This window comes from Plantactinospora alkalitolerans, assembly GCF_015690345.1.
Taxonomy (GTDB): domain Bacteria; phylum Actinomycetota; class Actinomycetes; order Mycobacteriales; family Micromonosporaceae; genus Plantactinospora; species Plantactinospora alkalitolerans.
This window is the reverse complement of record NZ_JADPUN010000291.1, coordinates 1-20,563: the sequence shown is the minus strand read 5'-3', so window position 1 is coordinate 20,563 and position 20,563 is coordinate 1. Positions and strand designations below refer to the sequence as shown.

The 20,563-nt window shown below is 68.3% G+C and carries 13 protein-coding genes; 7 read left to right on the top strand and 6 right to left on the bottom strand.

Features of this window, described 5'->3' with window-relative positions; genetic code table 11:
* Positions 1-481: cellulose-binding domain-containing protein (locus I0C86_RS33295; protein ID WP_196205276.1), on the bottom strand; the 481-nt coding region annotated here is incomplete at its 3' end.
* 812 nt (positions 482-1,293) lie between these two features.
* On the opposite strand from I0C86_RS33295, the gene I0C86_RS45235 reads away from it, so the two are divergent.
* From I0C86_RS45235 to I0C86_RS33275, 4 genes are all read left to right on the top strand, one after another.
* On the top strand, positions 1,294-1,725 hold the full coding sequence (locus I0C86_RS45235) for an AbfB domain-containing protein (RefSeq protein WP_323373991.1): 432 nt from the start codon (positions 1,294-1,296) through the stop codon (positions 1,723-1,725).
* Between the two features lie 413 nt (positions 1,726-2,138).
* Complete coding sequence (locus tag I0C86_RS33285; protein ID WP_196205275.1) at positions 2,139-4,958, top strand: glycosyl hydrolase family 95 catalytic domain-containing protein; 2,820 nt, start codon at positions 2,139-2,141, stop codon at positions 4,956-4,958.
* 135 nt (positions 4,959-5,093) lie between these two features.
* Complete coding sequence (locus I0C86_RS33280; protein WP_196205274.1) at positions 5,094-6,782, top strand: cellulose binding domain-containing protein; 1,689 nt, start codon at positions 5,094-5,096, stop codon at positions 6,780-6,782.
* Between the two features lie 95 nt (positions 6,783-6,877).
* Positions 6,878-8,887, top strand: coding sequence for a family 43 glycosylhydrolase (locus tag I0C86_RS33275; RefSeq protein ID WP_196205273.1), 2,010 nt, complete (start codon positions 6,878-6,880; stop codon positions 8,885-8,887).
* A 229-nt stretch (positions 8,888-9,116) separates the two neighbouring features.
* Here I0C86_RS33275 and I0C86_RS33270 read toward each other — a convergent pair whose 3' ends face one another.
* The 4 genes from I0C86_RS33270 to I0C86_RS33255 form a co-directional block, all read right to left on the bottom strand.
* Positions 9,117-10,163, bottom strand: coding sequence for an ABC transporter permease (locus tag I0C86_RS33270; RefSeq protein WP_196205272.1), 1,047 nt, complete (start codon positions 10,161-10,163; stop codon positions 9,117-9,119).
* Positions 10,156-11,721, bottom strand: coding sequence for a sugar ABC transporter ATP-binding protein (locus I0C86_RS33265; protein ID WP_196205271.1), 1,566 nt, complete (start codon positions 11,719-11,721; stop codon positions 10,156-10,158). Before I0C86_RS33265 ends, I0C86_RS33270 begins: the two co-directional genes overlap by 8 nt.
* A gap of 26 nt (positions 11,722-11,747) precedes the next feature.
* Positions 11,748-12,812 carry a sugar ABC transporter substrate-binding protein gene (locus tag I0C86_RS33260; protein WP_196205270.1) on the bottom strand — a complete coding sequence of 355 codons (1,065 nt, stop codon included), beginning with the start codon at positions 12,810-12,812 and terminating at the stop codon, positions 11,748-11,750.
* A 102-nt stretch (positions 12,813-12,914) separates the two neighbouring features.
* On the bottom strand, positions 12,915-14,231 hold the full coding sequence (locus I0C86_RS33255) for an enolase C-terminal domain-like protein (RefSeq protein WP_196205269.1): 1,317 nt from the start codon (positions 14,229-14,231) through the stop codon (positions 12,915-12,917).
* A gap of 304 nt (positions 14,232-14,535) precedes the next feature.
* On the opposite strand from I0C86_RS33255, the gene I0C86_RS33250 reads away from it, so the two are divergent.
* A complete protein-coding gene (locus I0C86_RS33250) occupies positions 14,536-15,222 on the top strand; it encodes a FadR/GntR family transcriptional regulator (protein ID WP_196205268.1) in 687 nt (228 codons plus the stop codon).
* Positions 15,223-15,276: 54 nt separating this feature from the next.
* On the opposite strand, the gene I0C86_RS33245 is transcribed toward I0C86_RS33250, so the two are convergent.
* On the bottom strand, positions 15,277-15,996 hold the full coding sequence (locus I0C86_RS33245) for a FadR/GntR family transcriptional regulator (protein ID WP_196205267.1): 720 nt from the start codon (positions 15,994-15,996) through the stop codon (positions 15,277-15,279).
* A gap of 855 nt (positions 15,997-16,851) precedes the next feature.
* Here I0C86_RS33245 and I0C86_RS33240 point away from each other — a divergent pair.
* Positions 16,852-19,197: a beta-L-arabinofuranosidase domain-containing protein gene (locus I0C86_RS33240; protein ID WP_196205266.1), complete on the top strand. Its 2,346-nt coding sequence runs from the start codon at positions 16,852-16,854 to the stop codon at positions 19,195-19,197.
* A 536-nt stretch (positions 19,198-19,733) separates the two neighbouring features.
* Positions 19,734-20,563, top strand: an 830-nt coding sequence (locus I0C86_RS33235) for a non-reducing end alpha-L-arabinofuranosidase family hydrolase (RefSeq protein ID WP_196205265.1), incomplete at its 3' end; no start/stop codon positions are given.

Sequence of the window (20,563 nt, the reverse complement as noted above, 5' to 3'; positions counted from 1 at the left end):
TGGTGGGCGTGGTGGTCGGGGGAGCGGTGGTCGGGGTCGTGGTGGGTGTGGTGGTCGGCACCGGGTCGCCGGTACAGGCCACCCCGTTCACCGCGAAACTGGTCGGAGCGGGGTTGCTGCCGGTCCACGAGCCGTTGAAGCCGAACGAGACCGTTCCGTTGGTCGCGATGGCTCCGTTGTAACTGACGTTCCTGGCGGTGACCGCGGCACCGCTCTGGGTCAGCGTCGTGTTCCAGGCCTGTGTCACGGTCTGGCCGGCGCTGTAGGACCAGGTCAGTGTCCAGCTGGTCAGCGCGTCACCGAGATTGGTGATGGTGACGTTGGCGCCGAAGCCACCCTGCCACTGTGACGACACCGTGTAGTTCACCGAACAGCCGGCGGCGGCGGCCCCGGCGGGGAGCGCCACGGCGACCGCGGTCGATGCCAGCAGGACGGCGCCGGCCGATACCAAGGCGGCATTGGCCACTCTGAGTCTTCTCACAAAACTTCTCCTGATCCCGCCGGGTGCGGTCGGCCGGTGGTGCGCCGCCGGATCCGCTATCGAAGCCTCGCCACGAATGTTAGCGATAACAATTCGCCCACGGTCATGTTACGGCGGGGCGCCTTCATATTCAAGGATCCCGATGTGCGGACGAGGTGCGCGGCGACGCCGGCCACGTGGCGGGTCGGCTGGCCCCGGGCGGGCCGGGATCTTTTTCGGGCTGCGGTCCGGGTGTCCCGGCGAGAACGGGTAGCCGTCGTACGGGTGCCGAACCTGCTGGTCAACGCGAGGCGTCTGGCTGGATGGTCCGGCGCCTCGCCGGTGGCGCCATCGATCGGACACGTGGCCCGGAAGCCGTCCCGTCCGCCAGTTATGGGCGTTTCAGAGGGCAGCACACGATCTTGTCTCGACAGCCGCGTCGATGCTGGATCGAGTCAGGACTTTCGCGAAACATTGCCGACACATCTTGACGAGCGTCACTGTCATCGTCCACAGTCCATCTGGGCATGGTGGTCAGCCGTCCGGGGGGTGCCCGGGTGAGCCGGTTCGGCATTCCTTCGTGTGGACGTCTGATCTCGGCAGCCGCCCGGCATCGGTGTTAGCGCTCACATGGACCTTCCGCTGCTCGCTCGCCGGTCGCCGGGCCGGGCCGGGCCGGGCCGGGCCGGGCGCCCCATGGCGACGCGCAGCCGGCGCCTCCGAGCCTTGGCGGAACGGCGGGCCCCGTCCCACAAGGACAACTGAGCCGGTTCCGCCACCGTCGTCCGCCCGTCGTCGCCAGCATCCGCAGTCGGCTCAGAAAGGTCAGCATCGTGGTTGTCACCCGACGAGCACTTCTCAAGGCCGCTGCGGCCTCGGGCGGGCTGTCCGCCGTGTCGGTGGTGGGCCTGCCCGGTACGGCCTGGGCGGCGAACACGGGCGCTACCACCGACGGCGGACTCGTCTCCCGGTGGGGTACGCCGAGCTGGGTACGCCTGAAGTTCTCGAATTTGCCCGACTACTTCGTACGGCATTACGCCTACGCGCTGCGGCTTGACCCCGACGACGGTTCGTCGACGTATCGGGCGGACGCCACCTTCTATCCCACGGCCGGACTGGCGGACCCGGCGTGGACCTCGTTCCGCTCGTTCAACTTCCCGGACCGCCACCTGCGGCACGCCAACTATCTGCTGCGGATCGATCCGCTGAACGCGAGTTCGAGCGAGGCGGACCGGCAGGACGCGACCTTCCGCATCACGTCCTGAAGATGCGTCCCGACCAGAGTGTCGCGAGCGATGTCCGGCGACCGGGCGACACCGAGGAGTGGGTGTCGATAGTCATCCTATCAATTTGGGCAACCGATGGACCTTTTCCGAAAATAGCCCCAGAAAGGACCGAAAGCCGTTGCGCCAGATATTGACATTCATCAGATGATCGCCATACGGTGACAGCGATAACCGTCGATGACAGGCATGGTGACCGGGCCGGCGCCGTGCCACCGGGCGACCTTGGGCAGGGCTGCCCGGCGAGAGCGGGCCGGACGGCCGTGGAGCCGTACCTACATGTGTGCCGGTGTGCAGGGCAGAAGGGGTTGCGTCACGTCGGGCCGGGCGCACCATCCCGGGATCGGCACCCCCACTCGCACCAGCCCTGATCCGCGCGACCTGGAGAGATCATCATGTCTGAAGTGACACGAAGGAAGCTGCTCCGAGCGGGGGCGGCGGGTGCCGGAGCGGCGTTGCTGCCGGCGGGATGGACCGCCGTCGCCCGGGCCGGCTCCGTCGCGCCCCCGCAGGTGCTGGCGGCCAACGACCTCGCACTCTGGTACGACGAAGCGGCCGGCACCGACTGGCTCCGGGCACTGCCGATCGGCAACGGGCGCCTCGGCGCCATGGTGTTCGGAAACGTCGACACCGAGCGGTTGCAGCTCAACGAGGACACGATCTGGGCCGGCGGCCCGTACGACTCCGCCAACACCCGAGGCGCAGCCAACCTGGCGGAGATCCGGCGGCGGGTCTTCGCCGACCAGTGGAGCCAGGCCCAGGATCTGATCAACCAGACGATGATGGGCAGCCCGGGCGGACAACTCGCCTACCAGCCGGTCGGCAACCTCCGACTCGCCTTCGGCTCCGCCAGCGGGTCGTCGCAGTACAACCGGACGCTCGACCTCACCACCGCCACCGTCACCACCACCTACGTGTTGAACGGCGTGCGGCACCAGCGCGAGGTCTTCGCCAGCGCACCGGACCAGGTGATCGTGATCCGGCTGACCGCCGACCGCGCCAACTCGATCACCTTCAGTGCCACGTTCGACAGCCCACAACGAACGACCGCCTCCAGCCCGGACGCCACGACGATCGCCATCGACGGCATCTCCGGCAACATGGAGGGCATCAACGGCTCGGTCCGGTTCCTCGCCCTGGCCAACGCCACCGCCACCGGCGGCACCGTCAGCAGTTCCGGCGGCACGCTGCGGGTGTCCGGGGCCACCAGCGTCACGCTGCTGGTCTCGATCGGGTCCAGCTACGTCAACTACCGCACCGTCAACGGCGACTACCAGGGCATCGCGCGCACCCGCCTCAACGCCGCCCGAAACGTCAACCACGACCAACTGCGGAGCCGGCACCTGGCCGACTACCAGGCGCTCTTCAACCGCGTCACGATCAGTCTGGGCCGCACGTCGGCGGCCGACCAGCCGACCGACGTCCGGATCGCGCAGCACGCGAGCGCGAACGACCCGCAGTTCTCCGCGCTGCTGTTCCAGTTCGGGCGGTACCTGCTGATCTCCTCCTCGCGGCCCGGCACCCAGCCGGCGAACCTCCAGGGCATCTGGAACGACCAGATGGCGCCCTCGTGGGACTCGAAATACACCATCAACGCCAACCTTCCGATGAACTACTGGCCCGCCGACACGACCAACCTCCCCGAGTGCTTCCTGCCGGTCTTTGAGATGATCAAGGAGCTGGCCGTCAGCGGCGCCCGCACCGCCCAGGTGCAGTACGGCGCCGGCGGTTGGGTCACGCACCACAACACCGACGGCTGGCGGGGCTCGTCGGTGGTCGACGGCGCGTTCTGGGGCATGTGGCAGACCGGCGGCGCCTGGCTGTCCACCCTGATCTGGGAGCACTACCTGTTCACCGGTGACGTCGGATTCCTCCGGTCGAACTACCCGGCGATGAAGGGCGCCGCCCAGTTCTTCCTCGACACCCTGGTCACCCACCCGACGCTCGGATACCTGGTCACCAATCCGTCGAACTCCCCGGAACTCGCCCACCACACCGACGCCAGCGTGTGCGCGGGCCCCACCATGGACAACCAGATCCTCCGCGACCTGTTCGAGGGCTGCGCCCGGGCGAGCGAGGTGCTCGGTGTGGACGCCACCTTCCGAACCCAGGTCCGCACGGCCAGGGACCGCCTGCCACCGACGCGCGTCGGCTCCCGCGGCAACATCCAGGAATGGCTGGCCGACTGGGTCGAGACCGAGCGCTACCACCGGCACGTCTCCCACCTGTACGGGCTGCATCCCAGCAACCAGATCACCAGGCGTGGAACCCCCCAGCTGTACGAGGCCGCCCGCCGGACGCTGGAGCTGCGCGGTGACGACGGGACCGGCTGGTCACTCGCCTGGAAAATCAACTACTGGGCCCGGCTGGAGGACAACGCCCGCGCGCACAAGCTCCTCCGCGACCTCGTACGGACGGACCGGCTCGCGCCGAACATGTTCGATCTCCACCCGCCGTTCCAGATCGACGGCAACTTCGGCGCCACCTCCGGCATCGCCGAGATGCTGCTGCAGAGCCACAACGGTGAACTCCACCTGCTGCCGGCACTGCCGACCGCCTGGCCCACCGGACAGGTCGCGGGCCTGCGGGGTCGGGGCGGATACACCGTCGGCATGGCGTGGACCAGCGGTCAGGCCGACGAGTTCCTTCTCCGGGCCGACCGCGACGGCACCGTCAGGCTACGTGCCCGACTGTTCACCGGCAGCTACACCCTGGTCGACGTCACCGACGGCGCCACGCCCTCCGCCACGCGGCCCGAGTCCGACGTCGTCCAGTTCAACGTCCAGGCCGGTCACAGCTACCGTGCGGTCCGGCCCGGTGCGACACCATCGCCGACCCTCGGTCCCACGGCGTCGGTGAGCCCGACCGCCCCGGTCTCCCCGACGTCGAGTCCCACCAGTCCGCCCGCGCCGTCCGGGGCCCGTGCGTCGTACGCGGTGACCGGCTCGTGGGCGGGCGGCTTCCAGGGCGCGGTGACGGTGACCGCCGGATCGTCGCCGATCCAGGGTTGGACCGTGTCCTGGACGTTCCCCAGCGGGCAGGTGATCAACCAGATGTGGAGCGGCTCGTACACGCAGAGCGGAGCGAACGTGACGGTGACCAACGCGACCTACAACGGAGCGCTCCCCGCCGGCGGCTCCACCACCTTCGGATTCATCGCCACCGCGAACAGTGTCAACAACTCACCGACCGATATCACCTGCACGACGACCTGACCGGACGTGGCGCGCCTCCGCGTCGCCCCCTCGGCCTTCCCAGCTGCGGAGGCGTGCCGCGCCGGCCACCACCCTCGCCGGATGCTCGCCGCCCAGCGGCGGGCGACGGCACCCTCCTGGAGAGGATCGAAACCGATGAGACGTCTCGTTCGCGGCCGCCGGATGGCGATCGCGTTGGCGGCCGGGCTGCTGGTGACGGCGGGGGCCGCGACCATGCTGCCGACATCCGACGCGCAGGCGCTCGAAAACGGTGTCGGACGCACCCCGGCGATGGGCTGGAACAGCTGGAACACGTTCGGCTGCAACATCAACGAAACCCTCATCCGGCAGATGACGGACGCGATGGTCAGCTCCGGGATGCGCGACGCCGGCTACCAGTACGTCGTCGTCGACGACTGCTGGATGAACCCCAACCGCGACTCCGCCGGAAATCTGCAAGGCGACCCGAGCCGGTTCCCCAGCGGAATGAAGGCCCTCGGAGACTACATCCACGCCCGAGGCCTGAAGTTCGGCATCTACCAGGCGCCGCTGGACCGGACCTGTGCGCAGTACTTCGGCTCCTACCCCGGCGCGACCGGCAGCCAGGGCCACGAGACCCAGGACGCGCGCCAGTTCGCGGCCTGGGGCGTCGACTACCTCAAGTACGACTGGTGTTCCCCCAGCGGCAGCATCGACGACCAGGTACGCACCTTCGCGAGGATGCGCGACGCCCTGGCCGCCGCCGGCCGTCCGATCCTCTACAGCATCAACTCGAACAGCATCCACTCCAAGACCGGCCCGCAACGCAACTGGGGCGACGTGTCCAACATGTGGCGCACCACCGAGGACATCACCAATACCTGGAACAGCGGCCAGACCAACGGCTACCCCATGGGGATCCAGAACATCGTCGACGTCACGGTGCCGCTGGTCGGCTACGCGCGGCCCGGCTCGTTCAACGACATGGACATGATGGAGGTCGGTCGGGGCGGCATGACCGACACCGAGATGCGCAGCCACTTCGCGCTGTGGGCCATCCTGGCGTCGCCGCTGATCGCCGGAAACGACCTGCGGAACATGAACGCGGCCACCCAGACGATCCTGAAGAACCAGAACCTCATCGCGATCAGCCAGGACACTCTCGGCCTACAGGCCTCCCAGGTCTCCTTCGACGGAACCCGTCGCGTGCTCGCCAAGCGGCTGGCCAACGGAGACGTCGCCGTCGCGCTGTTCAACCAGGGCGCCGGCGCGACCACCATCAGCACCAGCGCCACCGCGATCGGCCTGTCCGGAAGTTCGTTCACCCTGCTCGACGCGTGGACCAACGCGACGAGCAGCACCTCCGGCAACATCTCCGCGAGCGTGCCCGGTCACGGCACGGTCGTCTTCCGGGTCAGCGGCGGGCCCGGTACCCCCACGGCCACGCCCACCGCAGGTCCGACCGCGACGCCCACCGCCGGACCGACCGCGACGCCCACCGCGGGTCCGACCGCGACGCCCACGACCGGCCCGACCACGGCGCCCGGCTCCTGCCAGGTCACCTACGCGATCACGGGCCAGTGGCCCGACGGCTTCCAGGGCGACGTGACGATCCGCAACACCGGCACCGCACCCGTCAACGGCTGGAGCCTGCGCTGGTCCTTCGCCAACGGCCAGCAACTGAACCAGGCGTGGAGTGCGAGCTACACCCAGAGCGGCTCGCAGGTCACCGCGACCAACGTGTCGTGGAACGGATCAATCAGCCCCGGCGGCGCCACGAGCTTCGGATTCATCGCCAACTGGGCCGGCAGCAACGCCAAACCGACCGCCTTCACCCTGAACGGAGCGGCCTGCACCACCGCCTGAGGCCGCGCCCGAACCGGTGGCCAACGGCCGCTGGTTGAGCCGAGCCGCGAGCGTTACGCGAGCGCCGTCCGCCGGACGGTGGAACGGAGAGTGGCATGTCCCTGACACGTACCCGATCGATGGTGGCCGCCGCAGCGGCGGCGACGCTCGTCGCGGTCGGCCTGACCGTGGCGTCCGCGCAGGCCGCCGCCGGCTGCCGGGTGACCTATACGATCACCAACCAGTGGCCGACCGGTTTCGGCGCCAGCGTCAACATCGACAATCTCGGCGACCCGGTGAATGGTTGGCGACTGACCTGGTCATTCGGGGCCGGGCAGACGATCACCCAGCTCTGGAGCGGCAGCTTCACCCAGTCGGGCGCCGACGTGACCGTGACGAACGCCACTTGGAACGGCAGCATCCCGACCAACGGCGGCGTGAGCTTCGGCTTCAACGGATCGACGAGCGGCAGCAACAATCCGGTACCGGCCAGCTTCGCCCTCAACGGCACCACGTGCTCGGGCACCGTCCCGTCCACGTCGCCCACCACGACGCCCACGTCGACACCACCCCCCACGTCGACGCCGACGCCCACCCCGACGCCGACGCCCACCTCGGGGCCGTCGTCGTTCAGCAACCCGGTGGTCTGGCAGGACTTCGCCGATGTCGACATCATCCGGGTCGACAACGCGTACTACATGTCGGCGTCGACCATGCACTACTCGCCGGGCGCACCGATCCTGCGCTCCTACGACCTGGTCAACTGGGAGTTCGCCGGCCACTCCGTGCCCAGCCTGGCGGATTTCGAGAACAGCGCCTACAACCTGTCCGGCGGGCGCGCCTACGTCAAGGGCATCTGGGCGTCGACGCTCAACTACCGGCGGAGCAACAGCACCTACTACTGGATCGGCTGCACCGAGTTCAACCGCACCTACGTCTACACCGCCACCACCGTCGAAGGCCCCTGGCAGAAGCGCTCGCGCATCAACAACTGCTACTACGACGCCGGGCTGCTCGTCGACGACAACGACACCATGTACGTGGCGTACGGCAACAGCACCATCAGCGTCGCCCAGCTCTCCGCCGACGGGCTCAGTCAGGTCCGGGCGCAGCAGGTGTTCCAGACCCCGTCCAGCGTCGGCACGCTGGAGGGTGCCCGCTTCTACAAGCGCAACGGCAGCTACTACATCTGGCTCACCCGCCCCGCCAACGGGCAGTACGTCCTGAAGGCGAGCAACCCGTTCGGGCCGTACGAGATGCGGCAGGTGCTGCTCAACCTGCCGGGTCCGATCTCCGGCGGTGGCGTACCCCACCAGGGCGGGCTGGTGCAGACCCAGAACGGCGACTGGTACTACATGTCGTTCGTCGACGCGTACCCCGGTGGCCGGGTTCCCGCCCTCGCGCCGATCACCTGGAGCTCGGACGGCTGGCCCGTGTTGCAGACGGTGAACGGCGCGTGGGGCGCCTCGTACCCGAAGCCGAACCTGCCGCCGCCGCCGCGCGCGGTGAAGCCGCTCACCGGCGTCGACACGTTCGCCGGCACCACCCTCGGCCCGCAGTACGAGTGGAACCACGTGCCGGACAACAGCCGGTGGTCGGTCAACGACGGGCTGCGCCTGCAGACCGCGACCGTCACCAACGACCTGTACAACGCCCGCAACACGCTGACCCACCGCATCCAGGGCCCGTCCTCGACAGCGACCATCGAGCTGAACTACTCGGGGATGGCCAACGGCGACCGGGCCGGGCTCGCGATGTTGCGCGATTCGTCGGCGTGGATCGGCGTTCGACGCGACAACGGCACGACCCGGGTGGTGATGACCAACAACCTGACCATGAACTCGAGCTGGCAGACCACCGGTACCGGCAGCGAACAGGCCGGTGCGGCGGTGTCCGGCGGCCGGATCTGGTTGCGGGTCAATGCGGACGTCAGACCCGGGTCGGGTCGGCAGGCCCGTTTCTCCTACAGCACCGACGGGGTCAACTTCACCAATCTGGGCCCCGGCTTCACCTTGAACAACGCCTGGCAGTTCTTCATGGGCTACCGGTTCGGAATCTTCAACTACGCCACGGCGGCCCTCGGCGGATCCGTGACCGTCAGCCGCTTCGACCTGACCACTCCCTGACGGGGACGGTCCGGATGGAGCGGGGGACGGGCCAGTTCAACACCGGTTTCCACTCGGTCACGACCTCCTGACCGAGTTCGTACGACCGGGCGGGCCGAAGTACCGGGCCCGCCCGGTGGGAAGGATCACCGGCCGGCGGTCACGCCGGCCCGCCGGCCGGTGATCTCTTCGCGTCCGTTGCGCCGGGCGGACGCCGGAGGCACCCGGCTCCGGCGCGGTTCGGAGCCGGCTACTCCTGCGCCCGGCCCCCGGTGATCCGGGACACGACGAGCGCGATGAGGATGATGGCGCCGTTCAGCGCGCCGATCCACTGCGCCGGAACCCCGGCGAGTGTCAGCACGTTCTGGATCATGAAGAGCAGCAGGATACCGGTGAACGCGCCGAACATCGTGCCCTTGCCGCCGTTCAGACTGACGCCCCCGATGACCGCCGCGGCGAAGACGGTGAAGATGGCGCCGTTGCCCTGTGAGGCGGCGACCGAGGCGAGGCGACCGGAGAGCATGAGGCCGCCCAGGGCCGCCAGGACGCTGGCACCGATGAGGGCGATCCAGAGTACGCGGTCGGTGCGGATGCCGGCCGCCTTGGCGGCGTCGACGTTGCCGCCGATGGCGTAGAGGGATCGTCCGAAGCCGGTGTAGCCGAGCAGGATGATCCCGGCCGCGAACAGCGCGACGCAGAGCCAGATGGATGCCGGAATGCCGATCCAGACGGCGTTGCCGAGGTACATCATCGACTCGGGGAGGTTGAAGAACGTCTGCCCGCCGGAGATGCCGGTGAGCAGGCCGCGCAGGACGATGAGCATCCCGAGGGTGACGATGAAGCCGTGTAGGCCGAACCGGACGATCAGCGCGGCGTTGGCGATGCCGATGAGCGCGCCGACCACCAGGGTGACCGGGATGCTCCAGGCGCCGGGTACGAGCCCGATGCCGTGACCGGTGCCGACGGCGACGGTCAGCCATGCTGCCACGCCGGGGGCGAGGCCGAAGGTGGATTCCAGCGACAGGTCCATCTTGCCGGCGACGAGGACGATCGTCTGGGCCAGGACGAGCAGCGCGATCTCCGACATGGTCTGCACAATGTTGATCAAGTTGTCGGGCTTGAGGAAGACCGGGTTGATGATCTGCCCGACAACGGCGATGAGCACGATCGCCGGTACCAGCGCGAGGTCTCGTAGCCGGGCGATCGCCAGCTTGCCGACGGGACGTCGGGGCGTGCGGCCGGCGGTGACGGCAGGGCCGTCGGTGGCTGTGTCAGCCGCGGTCAGGCTCTCAGGCATCGACGGTCAGTCCTTCCATGGCGGCCACGATGTCGTGGTCACTCCAGCCGCTGGGCATGTCGGCGACGATGCGGCCCTGGAACATCACCAGGACGCGATCACAGATCCGCAGGTCGTCGAGTTCGTCGGAGGCGACGACGACACCGGTGCCGGTGCCGGCGACCTCGTCGACCTTGTCGAGGAGAAACTCTTTGGACCGTACGTCCACGCCCGCCGTGGGCGTGATGAGGACGAGCACCCGGGGGTCGTTGGCGAGGGCGCGTGCCATGACGACCTTCTGCTGGTTGCCGCCGGAGAGTCCGGAGACGGGCAGGTCCGGTCCGGGCGTCTTGATGGCCAGCTCGTCGATCAGGGTGTTCGCGATGGCGTCGCGTCGGCGGGTGCTGAGGAAGCCGGCCGACCCGAGCCGCTCCGGGATGGTCATCGTGGCGTTGTCGGCGATCGACATGCCGGTGACCAGGCCCTGGTGGTGGCGGTCCTGGGGCACGAACCCCACGCCGCCGGCCAGGGCGGCGCTGACGCTGCCCGCTCGGGGGTGCCGGCCGTCGACCGTGACGGTTCCGGCGTGCGGCGCGCGGAGCCCGACAATTGTCTCGGCCACCTCGGTGCGGCCGCTGCCGCCCGAGCCGGCGAGGCCGACGACCTCGCCGGACCTCACCTGGAACGACACGTCCTGGAACATCCCGTCGAGGGTCAGTGCGGCCACGTCGAGGACCACGTCGGCGCTCCCGGCCGGCGCCGTCCGGGAGCGCGGGGCCTCGAGTGCGGTGGCGTCGCCGGTCATCGCCGCGACCAGCTCACTGCGTGGCAACTCGGCGACCGGGGCGGTGACGATGTGCCGGGCGTCGCGGAAGACCGTCACCATGTCGCAGATCTCGTAGATCTCCTGTAGGTGGTGGCTGATGTACAGAAAGGTGACGCCCTGGTTCTGCAGGTCGCGGACGCGGTCGAAGAGGCGGTCGATCGCGGCGGCGTCCAACTGGGCGGTGGGCTCGTCGAGGATGATGAACCGGGCGCCGAACGACAGGGCCCGGGCGATCTCCACGAACTGGCGCTGCTCGACGCTGAGGTCCATGGCTCTGGCGTCGACGTCCACGTCGACGGACCAGACGGCCAGCAGGTCCCGCGCCCGGCGGCGGAGCGTTCGCCAGTCGATCAGCCCGCTGCGGCCCCGGTCGTACCGGTTGATCAGCAGGTTCTCGGCCACGGTCAACTGGGGGATGATTGTCGACTTCTGGTAGACGCAGGCGACCTGCTGCCGCCAGGCGTCGCGGTCGGACGGCCGTGGTGCCGGTTGCCCGGAAAACCTGATCTCTCCGGAGTCGGCGGGCTGCAGACCGGTCAGGATCGAGACGAGGGTGGATTTGCCAGCCCCGTTCCGGCCGACCAGGGCGTGTGTCTCGCCACTGCGTACGGTGATCCGCGCATGGTCGAGGGCCACGGTCGACCCGTACCGCTTGGTGATGTCGGTAGCCTCCGCCACGGGCGGGCCCGCTGGGGCCCGCCCGTCGTCCGGGGCGGATGGCGGGCGCGTCGACGACTTCCCGTTGCCGCTCATGTGCCGGTGTTCTCCTCCGCGGCTGGTCAGCCGATGTTGTTGCCCCAGAGGGACTTGTCATCGGGCTTGAGGCTCGGTACGCCGCCGTAGGTTCCGCCGTCGAGGGTCACCAGCGGTGCGGAGAGCTGGTCCTCGAGCACCCCGTCGCGTACCTGGATGATCGTGCTGTCGTGGTCGGTCGGGCCCGGCTGGAACGTCTTGCCGTCGATGGCCGCCTTGAGATAGTGCAGCGCGTACTTGGCGTAGAGGTCGGCGGGCTGGGAGACGGTGGCGTCGATGTTGCCGGCGCCGATGTCCTGCAGCTCCTTCGGGATGCCGTCGTTGGAGACCACGAAGACGTGCTTCGGGTCGGTCGGCGCGGTGAGCAGGCCGCGCTGCTTCAGCAACTGAAGCGTCCCGGCCAGGGCGAAGCTGGACTGCATGTAGACGCCCTTGATGTCCGGGTGCTCGGTGAGCCGGATCTGCAGCTTCTGCGACGCGAGAGCGCCGTCCCAGTTCGTCGCCTCACCGAAGACCTTGATGCCCGGGTAGTTCTTCTTCATGCACTCGCTGAACGCCTCGGTACGGTCCCGGCCGTTGACGGAGGCCAGGTCACCCTGGAGCATGACGACCTTGCCTGCGCCGCCCAGCTTCGTACCGAGGAACTGGCACGCCTTCTCGCCGTAGGCGCGGTTGTCGGCGCGTACGACCATGAACACCTTGCCCTGGTCGGGGCGGGTGTCGATGGTCACGACCGGGATCTTCTTGGTGGCCAGGGTCTGCAGGGCCGGGGCGATCGCGGCGGTGTCCTGCGGCGCCATGGCGATGCCCTTGACGCCCTGGCTGATGAACGACTGCACGTTGGAGGTCAGCTTCGCCACGTCGTTCTGGGAGTTGGTCGTCTTCAGGTCCAGCCCCAGTTCGGTGGCGAACTGCGGGGTGTACTTGATGTAGGAGTTCCAGAAGTCGGTGTCCGACCGCGGATAGTCGACGCCGACCACCGGAGTCGTGCTACCGCCGTCACCGGGGGAGTTGTCGCTGCCGGCGCAGCCGGTCAGCAGTGCGACGGACATGGCAACGGCCGCGGTCGCGGCGATGGGTCTACGGTTCATCACGGCTCCTGTCTGAGAAATGCCCGGACGTGAGGTTGAGGGTGCTTGCCGTGGGCTGGCCGAGAGGCCAGCCCACGGCACGGCCACCCGTCGCCGATCTGTTCACTGGCCGACCGGCCAGCGTGCGGAGGTCGACTGCGGGCCGGTCGAGAAGCGGTATGCGGCGACCGACTCGGGATGCATCCGCGCACCGATGCCCGGGGCCCGTGGTGCCGCATAGTGGCCGTTCCGGATGACAACGGGATCGACGAAGTGCTGATGGAGATGGTCGACGTACTCGATCATGCGATCGTCGGTGCTGCCGCTGACCGCGACGTAGTCGAACATCGCCAGGTGCTGGACCATCTCGCACAGGCCGACGCCGCCGGCGTGCGGGCAGACCGGCACGCCGAACTTGGCGGCGAGCAGCAGGATCGCGACGTTCTCGTTCACTCCGGCGACGCGGGTGGCGTCGAGTTGCAGGACGTCGATGGCCTCGGCCTGCAACAGCTGTTTGAACATGACCTGGTTGTGGCAGTGCTCGCCGGTGGCGACCTTGATCGGTGCGACCGCTCTGCGGATCGCGGCGTGGCCGAGAATGTCGTCCGGCGAGGTGGGCTCCTCGATCCAGTACGGGTCGTACGGTGCGAGGGACGTCAACCAGGTGACCGCCTGGTCGACTCCCCACGCCTGATTCGCGTCGACCGCGATCCGGATGTCCGGCCCCACCGCCTCCCGGGCCAGGGCCATCCGCCGTACGTCGGCGTCGTTGTCCGCGCCGACCTTCAGCTTGATCAGGCCGAAGCCGTCCCGTACGGCCTCTTTGGACAGCCGGACGAGTTTGTCGTCGGTGTAGCCGAGCCAGCCCGGTGTGGTGGTGTAGGCCGGGTATCCGTTGTCGAGCAGCCGCTGCTGGCGCTGCGCCCGTCCCGGCTGCGCCCGCTGGAGGATCTCCAGTGCCTCCTCGGGGGTGAGGACCTCCCGCAGATACCGGAAGTCGATCAGGCTGACGAGCTGCTGCGGCGACATCTCGGCCAGCAGGCGCCACAGCGGCTTGCGTTCCCGGCGCGCGTAGAGGTCCCAGGTCGCGTTGACGATGGCTCCGGCGGCCATGTGGATGGCGCCCTTGTTCGGGCCGAGCCAGCGCAGTTGGCTGTCGCCGGTCAGCAACTGCGAGAAGCCGTGCAGGTCGGCGAGGACGTCCGCGACCGGCAGACCGATGACGAGGGGGGCCAGCGCCTGGATCGCGGCCACCTGGACGTCGTTGCCGCGTCCGACGGTGAAGGCCAGGCCGAACCCTTCCTGGCCGGTGCTGGTGCGCACGGTCACGTAGGCCGCCGAGTAGTCCGGTTCCGGGTTCATCGCGTCGGAGCCGTCGAGTTCGTGGGAGGTGGGAAAACGGACGTCGACCGCGTCGACCGCGCTGATCACCTCGGTCATAGCCGTCCGCCTCGTCCACTCGCCAACCCTGTCGGCCGCGGCGCTGCCGTCCGCCGCCGCGATGTCACGTCGCCCACTGAACCGTCTGGCATGGGATGTCTTTATAGCCGTCCTGGTGAGTCGCGTCTAGACACAGATCGGAAACACGGGCGTGACCAGCAACTTCAGCGTGCAGCGATGGAGTACCCATCCGGATCCTCGGAAGCTCTTGCTCCAGACATGGGATCACCTTGCTAGGGTTGCGGCCTCCGCAGGCCACCTAAAACCCGCTGACCTTTGCGGGAGACCAGCAAGGGGTCACGACATGTCGCTGACCGACAAGGCGATGACACGCCTCCGCGAGCTGATCCAGTCGGGGGAGCTTCCGCCCGGCTCCAAGCTCCCGCCGGAGCAGCAGCTGGCCTCCGAACTGGGCGTGGGGCGCAACATCATGCGCGAGGCGGTACGCGCACTTGTGGCGGCCCGGGTGCTGGAGGTGCGACGGGGCAACGGCACCTTCGTCACCAGCCTGCAACCGCGGGTGCTGTTGGAAGGCATCGGCGGTGCGGTCGAGCTGCTACAGGGCGACACCGTGCTGGAACTCACCGAGGTGCGGCGGCTATTCGAGCCCGCGGCGACCGGGCTCGCCGCCACCCGGATCTCGCCGCAGCAGCTCGCCGAGGTCAAGGGCCATCTGGAGGCCATGCGCGCGGCCGCTGACGATGTGGAACTGCTCAACCAGCACGATCTTGCCTTCCACCGCGCGGTCGTCGCCGCTACCGGCAACGAGACGCTGTCGACGGTATTGGACGGCATCTCCAGCCGGACCCTGCGGGCCCGGGTGTGGCGCGGGCTGGTCGACGCCGACGCCGCCGGACGCACACTGCGCGAACACGAGGCGATCTACCTGGCGTTGGCCGCCGGGGACGCCATCTGGGCCCAAGCGGCCGCCCTGATGCACATCACCACGACCGAGAACTGGCTACGCACCCGCCTGCCCGAGGACCGTTGAGCCCGGACGCCGGCGGCCCTTCCGAAGCCGCACCGGTGGGCCGGTGACCGTCGGTCAGTGCGGTCCCTGCTCGGACAGCGGCTCGTCGTCGGCCAACGCGTAGAGGGACTCCTCGACCCCGACCAGATGGTTCGCCATCCGGATCCGCGCCCGTTCCGGATCGCGCGCCACGAGCGCTCTCCAGATCGCCAGATGCTCCTCGTGGGTACGTCGGTCGGCGCCCTCCTCGTGCAGGCTTCGCCACAACCGGCCGCGTACCGTGCGTCCGGCGAACGCGTCGATGAGCCCCACCAGGATCGGGTTGCCGCCGTGCACCGCGATGATCCGGTGGAAGTGGATGTCGATCTCGATGATGCGTTCGTGGTACTGCGGCGCCTCACCCGCGATCCGGGTCGCCTCGTCCAGCAACTCGCGGGCCTGGAGGAGTGCCTCGTCGGTGATCCGGGTCGCGGCCAACCGGGCGGCCTCGCACTCCAGCACCCGACGGATCGTATGGACGTGCCGTGCGTTGCCCCGACCCTCGAGGTCGACCACGAAGCCCAGCGGTGCCAGCAACTGGGTGACGTCGAGTTTCGTGATGTACGTCCCGTCTCCCTGACGGGTGTTGACCACACCAAGCAGTGACAACGCCGAGATCCCCTCGCGCAGGGAGCTGCGCGATACCCCCAGGGACTCGGCGAGATCCTTCTCGACGGGCAGCCGGTCGCCGGGTTTGAGCACCCCCTCGAGGATCATCCGCTTGATACTGTTGATCACTTCGTCAGTGCGAGACATGCCACCCTCGTAGTTCGACCTCCGGCCGGAGCCGGCGAGACTGCGGTGGTCGACCGCCGGCCGGCGCGCAGACGGGCCATCGTTGAGGTAAGTGTTGGTTTGACCGGTTGGCGGATTCTAACCGACCGCGTACCGACGCGGCGGTGCGCTTCCGGGTGGCGATAGCAGCCCTCCGAAGCGCCGGATCGGATACATCAGATCTCTTTTCACCGCAAGGCAGGCTCTCTGAGTCTTCGCTGCTGCCGATCGCCGTGGAGGATCGCGGGTTCTCCGCGTAGTTCCAGCTCAGAGCGGATATCCGAGATGGGTTGAGCCTCGGCGCCCGACGCCCGACCACATTGACTGTTGCAAGTGCGAAACGTAACGTGTGATGACTGGTGCGGCTGAAGTTGGGGGCGTCGGAGCCGGGTACCGACCCCAATGGACCACCACTGCGGTCTGGCCTCGCGAGGCGACGGACGGGCGGGAATTGGCTCTCGCCCGGACCGGTGGCCGAGTCCGGCTTCCTCGGTCACGGTCGAGGCTTCCGCATGGGCGGGGATCGCGGCTGCCGGGGGATTAAGTTCATGTGAGCGATCACAATCCACCCGGTCAGCCCCTAGCCGTGCCCGACCGACCAGTGGCCCGAACGTGGCCCAACCGCGACCCACTCATCCGTCCACAATCCCCACTGTGCAGGACAAATTCGGATCCGCTCAGCAGCAAGACAGCTACGGTCTTGAATCTCGGCGGGTGCTACCCATAGCATCGGGATGCGATGTGAACGCTCACCTCTCGTTCCGAGCCGTCCCGCGTTTGTGTTCGTCCCACCTTCGGCTGCCCCGCCAGCCCTGGTGCTCCACCTGGAGGTCCTAGATGTCATCCATGCCGATCAGCCGGCGGCGAATGCTGCAGGTCGCCGGTGCGACCGCAGCGCTTTCTGCCACCGGCACCGCCGGCGCCACCCTCGTCGGTGGACGCCCGGCTGCTGCCGCCGTGGTTCCTCCGGTCCGCCCGGACCTCGGCGTGTCGGCGTATCCGTTCGACCTGGGTCAGGTCCGGCTGACCACCGGCCGGTGGCTGGACAACCAGAACCGGACCCTGAGCTACCTGCGTTTCGTCGATGTCGACCGGCTGCTCTACAACTTCCGCGCCAACCACCGCCTGTCCACCAACGGGGCCGCGACAAACGGGGGCTGGGACGCGCCGACGTTTCCGTTCCGGACCCATATGCAGGGGCACTTCCTGACCGCCTGGTCCCACGCGTACGCGGTGCTCGGCGACACCACCTGCCGGGACAAGGCGAACTACATGGTGGCCGAGATGGCCAAGTGCCAGGCGAACAACGGAGCGGCCGGGTTCGCCGCCGGCTACCTCTCCGGCTTTCCCGAGTCCGACTTCACCGCGCTCGAGGCACGGACGCTGTCGAACGGCAACGTGCCCTACTACTGCATCCACAAGACCCTGGCCGGGCTGCTCGACGTCTGGCGGTACACCGGCAACACCCAGGCCCGGACCGTACTGCTGGCGCTGGCCGGCTGGGTCGACACCCGGACGGCCCGACTGAGCTCCAGCCAGATGCAGGCGATGCTCGGCACCGAGTTCGGTGGCATGAACGAGGTGCTGACCGACGTGTACCAGCAGACCGGTGACGGACGCTGGCTGACCGCCGCCCAACGCTTCGACCACGCCTCCGTGTTCAACCCGCTGGCCGCCAACCAGGACCAACTCAACGGGCTGCACGCGAACACGCAGGTGCCCAAGTGGGTGGGCGCCGCCCGGGAGTTCAAGGCCACCGGCACCACCCGCTACCGCGACATCGCCGCCAACGCCTGGAACATCACCGTAAACGCGCACACCTACGCCATCGGCGGCAACAGCCAGGCCGAGCACTTCCGGGCGCCCAACGCCATCGCCGGGTACCTCAGCAACGACACCTGCGAGCAGTGCAACACCTACAACATGCTCAAGCTGACCCGCGAGCTCTGGCTGGTCGACCCGAACCGCGTGGCGTACTTCGACTACTACGAGCGGGCTCTGATCAACCACCTCATCGGCGGGCAGAACCCGGCCGACGGCCACGGCCACATCACCTACTTCACCCCGCTCCGGCCGGGTGGCCGCCGGGGCGTGGGGCCGGCCTGGGGTGGTGGCACCTGGAGCACCGACTACAACTCGTTCTGGTGCTGCCAGGGCACCGGCATCGAGATAAACACGAAGTTGATGGACTCGATCTACTTCTACAACGACACGACGCTGACCGTGAACCTGTTCGTGCCGTCGGTGCTGACCTGGTCCCAACGTGGCATCACGGTCACCCAGAGCACCACGTATCCGGTCAGTGACACCAGCACGCTGACCCTGTCCGGCACGATGAGCGGCTCGTGGAGTATCCGGGTGCGGATTCCGGCCTGGACCAGCGGCGCGACCATCGCCGTCAACGGCACGACGGAGAACGTCGCCACCACGCCGGGCAGCTACGCCACGGTCACCCGTACCTGGGCGGCGGGCGACACGATCACCGTCCGCCTGCCGATGCGGATCATCGCGCAGGCCGCCAACGACAACGCCAACGTCGCCGCGATCACGTACGGCCCGGCGGTTTTGTGCGGAAACTACGGCAACACCAGCCTGTCCGCACCGCCGGCGCTCAACGCCGCGTCGATCACCCGGACCAGCACCAGTGCGCTGGCCTTCACCGCGACCGCGAACGGGTCCACGGTCAACCTCGGGCCGTTCTACGACGCCCACGGATTCAACTACACCGTCTACTGGAGCACCAGCGGCGGGAACAACGGCGGCGGCAGTCACCGGCTCGTCAACGTCGGCACCGGCCTCGTCCTCGGTGTCCAGAACATGTCCACCGCCGACGGCGGGCTCGCGGTGCAGTGGAGCGACTCGGGCACCGCCGACCACAACTGGGTCGTGGTGACCGACGGCGACGCGGTCAAGTTCCGCAACGTCCACAGTGGCAAGGTCCTCGGCGTGGAGAACATGTCCACCGCCGACAACGCCCGGGTCCTGCAGTGGTCGGACAACGGCACCGCGGACCACAGGTGGACCCTGGTGAACAACGGCGACGGCACCTACAAGATCCGCAACGTCAACAGCGGCAAACTGCTCGGCATCCTGAACGGGTCGACCGCCTGGGGCGCCCAGGCCGTGCAGGACTCCGACAACGGCAGTACGGACAACCGTTGGCGGCTCACCCCCAACGCCTGACGGACAACGAGCAGGGAGAGCACCGCTCGCAGTTGCCCGCTGGCAGCTCGGTGCGCGGCCACGAGACCGGGCACCGGGGCGGCTGGGACGAGAGGTTCCCGCACGCCTCTGGGAAGGGCCGGGGGTGAAATCCCCCGGCCCTTCGGGCGAAGTCGCATCTGCGGACGCCGATGTTAGCGTCAACAGTCTGCCACTCGTGGAGGTCCGGTCCCGGTCTGTGCTGGTGGGCGGGATGATGCCGGCGGGGGAACGATGCAGGACAGGTCGCACCGGGGGTGGTGGTCCGCCCACCGGCCGGCGGACCCGGGATGTTACGACTTGACGAACGGCATGTTATCGCTCACAGTCGATGGTCAAGGACGACGAGGCCTGCGGCTACCGGGCAAGCCTGCTTCGTCGGCTCTTGGATCGGGCGTGCGCCAGCACATGACGGACGTCTTGTTAGCGCTAACATTTCGACGCATGTGCCTGGCCATGCGTCGCGGTGCGCCCATCTTCGGGCAGACCGTTCGGCTTATGGTCATTGGAGGAGGATCATGTCTGCCTTTGGTAGGCCTCCATCGAGCGCGCCGCCGTCGCGGCGGCGTGGGTGGTTGTGGCGGGTCATCGCCGCTGGCGTGACGGCGGTGGTGATCGGTGGTACCGCTGCGGCGGTGGTGTCGACGCCTGCCGCAGCGGCGACGGTCGACACGAGCGCGTGGTACGTGTTGGTCAACCGCAACAGTGGCAAGGCCCTGGACGTGTACAACCTGGCCACGAACGACGGTGCGCGGATCGTTCAGTGGGCACGGAACAACGGCAACCAGCAGCAGTGGCAGTTCGTGGATTCGGGCGGTGGCTACTACCGGCTGCGGTCACGGCTGTCAGGCAAGGTGCTGGACGTCTACAACCGGTCGACCGCGAACAGTGCCAGCATCGTGCAGTGGGCCGACGGCAACGGGACCAACCAGCAGTTCCGGTTGGCCGACTCCGACGGCGGCTACGTCCGGTTGATCAATCGCAACAGCAACAAGGTGATGGAGGTGCAGGGCGCCTCGACCGCCGACGGCGGCAACATCGTGCAGTACGACGACTGGAACGGCAGCAACCAGCAGTGGCAACTCGTCCGCGTCGACGGCGGGGGCAACCCCACCACGGGGCCGACGACGCCGCCGGGTGGTGGTGGGTGCTCGCTGCCGTCGTCGTACCGGTGGTCGTCGACGGGTCAGTTGGCGACTCCGAGGTCGGGGTGGGTCTCGCTGAAGGACTTCACCTACGCGCCGTACAACGGTCGGCATCTGGTGTACGCCACGACGCACGACAACGGAACGTCCTGGGGTTCGATGAACTTCAGCCTGTTCTCGAACTGGTCGGAGATGGGTTCGGC

What these genes read in the sequence shown, in the direction of transcription:
- I0C86_RS33285 (WP_196205275.1), top strand. Translation starts at nt 2,139, where the DNA reads ATGTCTGAAGTGACACGAAGGAAGCTGCTCCGAGCGGGGGCGGCGGGT.
- I0C86_RS33280 (WP_196205274.1), top strand. Translation starts at nt 5,094, where the DNA reads ATGAGACGTCTCGTTCGCGGCCGCCGGATGGCGATCGCGTTGGCGGCC.
- I0C86_RS33275 (WP_196205273.1), top strand. Translation starts at nt 6,878, where the DNA reads ATGTCCCTGACACGTACCCGATCGATGGTGGCCGCCGCAGCGGCGGCG.
- I0C86_RS33270 (WP_196205272.1), bottom strand. Translation starts at nt 10,163, where the DNA reads ATGCCTGAGAGCCTGACCGCGGCTGACACAGCCACCGACGGCCCTGCC.
- I0C86_RS33265 (WP_196205271.1), bottom strand. Translation starts at nt 11,721, where the DNA reads ATGAGCGGCAACGGGAAGTCGTCGACGCGCCCGCCATCCGCCCCGGAC.
- I0C86_RS33260 (WP_196205270.1), bottom strand. Translation starts at nt 12,812, where the DNA reads ATGAACCGTAGACCCATCGCCGCGACCGCGGCCGTTGCCATGTCCGTC.
- I0C86_RS33255 (WP_196205269.1), bottom strand. Translation starts at nt 14,231, where the DNA reads ATGACCGAGGTGATCAGCGCGGTCGACGCGGTCGACGTCCGTTTTCCC.
- I0C86_RS33250 (WP_196205268.1), top strand. Translation starts at nt 14,536, where the DNA reads ATGTCGCTGACCGACAAGGCGATGACACGCCTCCGCGAGCTGATCCAG.
- I0C86_RS33245 (WP_196205267.1), bottom strand. Translation starts at nt 15,996, where the DNA reads ATGTCTCGCACTGACGAAGTGATCAACAGTATCAAGCGGATGATCCTC.
- I0C86_RS33240 (WP_196205266.1), top strand. Translation starts at nt 16,852, where the DNA reads ATGTCATCCATGCCGATCAGCCGGCGGCGAATGCTGCAGGTCGCCGGT.